The sequence below is a fragment of the Streptomyces fuscigenes genome (assembly GCF_021556455.1).
In the GTDB taxonomy this organism is placed as follows: domain Bacteria; phylum Actinomycetota; class Actinomycetes; order Streptomycetales; family Streptomycetaceae; genus Streptomyces; species Streptomyces fuscigenes.
On sequence record NZ_JAKGCV010000656.1, the window covers coordinates 1 to 2166 of the forward strand.

Annotated in this window: 1 protein-coding gene and 1 pseudogene; both read left to right on the plus strand. The window is 76.2% G+C overall.

Annotated features, from left to right (window positions below):
* Positions 1-873, plus strand: a pseudogene (locus L1885_RS27430) (hypothetical protein); the annotation flags it as partial.
* Entirely contained in the window at positions 866-1888 is a 1023-nt protein-coding gene (locus L1885_RS27435) for an NAD(P)-dependent oxidoreductase (RefSeq protein WP_308117410.1), read from the plus strand. The pseudogene L1885_RS27430 and the gene L1885_RS27435, both read left to right, overlap by 8 nt.
* Positions 1889-2166 lie beyond the last annotated feature (278 nt).

Sequence of the window (2166 nt, forward strand, 5' to 3'; positions counted from 1 at the left end):
GACGGGAACACGGCGGAGGCGGCGGGCGCCGCGGACGCGATGGGCACCCGGACCGACGGCGGCCACCGGCTGAACGGCATATGGCCGTCCGTGCCGCGCGGCAGGGGGGCGGGCGGCTGGAGTGTCGTGCGGGCCCTCGTCCCGTCCCCGGACGCACCGGACGCGCCGCCCGTGCCCTACCGGCACGTGGTGCGCGCGCGGCAGTGGCGTGCGCTGCCGGCGCGGGCGGGAGACGACGGCTCCGGGCCCGGGGCGCTGGTCGACGCGTTCGTGCCGTCGGGCCTCGTGGCCCCCGTACCGCCGGAGGGCCGTCCGCAGGAGTGGCCGGGCGACGCGGCGCTCGTGGGCAGCGCCTCCCTCTCCCTGGGCCTCGCCGGGGCCGCCCTGGAGCTGGCGAAGGGCTCCGACGCCTTCGGCCCGGCCGGGCGGCCCGGCGCGGAGGGCCCCTTCCTCGTCGAGCAGCAGTTCTCGGACGTCGAACTCGCCGTGCTGGACGCGGCGCACCGCCTGCGCACGGCCGTGGAGGACTGCGTCCGGGCCGCCCGGGCGGACGGGGACGGCACCGGCACGGCGGCGGGCGCGGGGGGCGACGGTACGACCGCCGGCGCGGGGACCGCGGGCAGGGCCCCCACCGGCACGGGAACGCGGGGCGGGGACCGGTTCGCCGCCGCCCGCGCCGGGCTGGCCGACGTCATGCGCTCCGCGTCGTCCGTCGCGCAGCTCGCCGTGGCGTTCGCCTACGAGTTCTCGATCGACTCGGACGAGCCCGCCGTGCGCGAGGCGATGGCGCGTCTCGCGGCGGCGGCCGCGCCGGCCCTGCTGAACTCCCGGTTCGCCGGCGAATTCCTGGAACTGGCGAGTGCCCGTGCCTGACAGCGGGGAGGCGAACCGCCTCGGGGCCGTGACCGGCCGCGCGGAGCGGAAGGCGCCCCGGGCCTCGGCGCCACTGGCCTGGATTCCGTTCACCGCCGCGGAGACGGGCGAGCTGCCCGCCGGCGTCCGCCACGAGTTCTGGGACGGCACGGACGCGTTCCCGTCCGATCCGGCATCGGTGAGCTTCTACGTCCCGCCGCCCGTCCCCGACGCGGCCGTCGTCACCCGGCCGCTGCCGTACATGCGGGCGCTGGAAGTACTGCACCCGCTCAGTTCCGGCGTGGAGCAATATCTGCCGCATCTCGGGGGCCTGCCCTCGGACCTCGTCGTCTGCAACGCCCAGGGGCTGCACAGCGCGGCCACGGCGGAACTCGCCCTGACGCTGATCCTGTCGTCCCTGCGCGGCATGGGCGGCTTCTTCGAGAGCGGGCGGCGGGCCCGCTGGGAATTCAGGCCGTCGTCGACGCTCGTCGGAAAGACGGTGCTCATAGCGGGGCACGGTTCGGTCGGCTCCGCGCTGGAGCGATACCTCATCCCGTTCGGCTGCGAAATCCTCCGGGTCGCGCGCCGTCGGCGCCGGGACGCGCGCGGAACCGTCCATGCGGCCGAGGACCTCCCGCTGCTCCTGCCGCTCGCCGATGTCGTCGTGTTGACGCTCCCGCACACCCGGGAGACCCACCACCTGATGGACACGGAGACGCTCGAAGGCATGAAGGACGGCAGCCTGCTGGTGAACATGAGCCGCGGCGGGGTCGTCGACACGGACGCGCTGCTCAAGATCGTGGAGAGCGGGCGCATCACCGCGGCCCTCGACGTAACCGACCCCGAGCCGCTGCCCGACGGGCATCCGCTGTGGACGCTGCCGGGCGTGGTCGTCACCCCGCACGCGGGGGCGTTCACCTCGGCCTTCCGCCCGGCGCTCGCCGCCTTCGTCCGCGAGCAACTGGCGCGCTGGACGCGGGGGCAGCCCCTGCACAACGTCGTCGACCGGTCGTCGGGGGTCCTGGAGGCGTGATCGGGAGCGGACGCGCGGTCCCCGGCAGGGGCCCGCGGCCGGCCCGCCCCCGCCCGGGTCGGCCCGCGTGTCCCGGGGGCTCCCGCCGCCGGGTCCCAGGGGCGCGCGGCAAGGGAGCGCGCGCCGGCAGTGCGCTCATCACTTTGTGAGATTGCTGTGCGAACGGATCCCTCCGCGCCGTTCTCTCGTCTCTCCCCCCGACACGGTTTTCGGGGCGGGAGCAGGTAGCGCGATGGAGCAGGCCGCGGCGGACGGGCGGATAGCCGGGGACGGCGGAG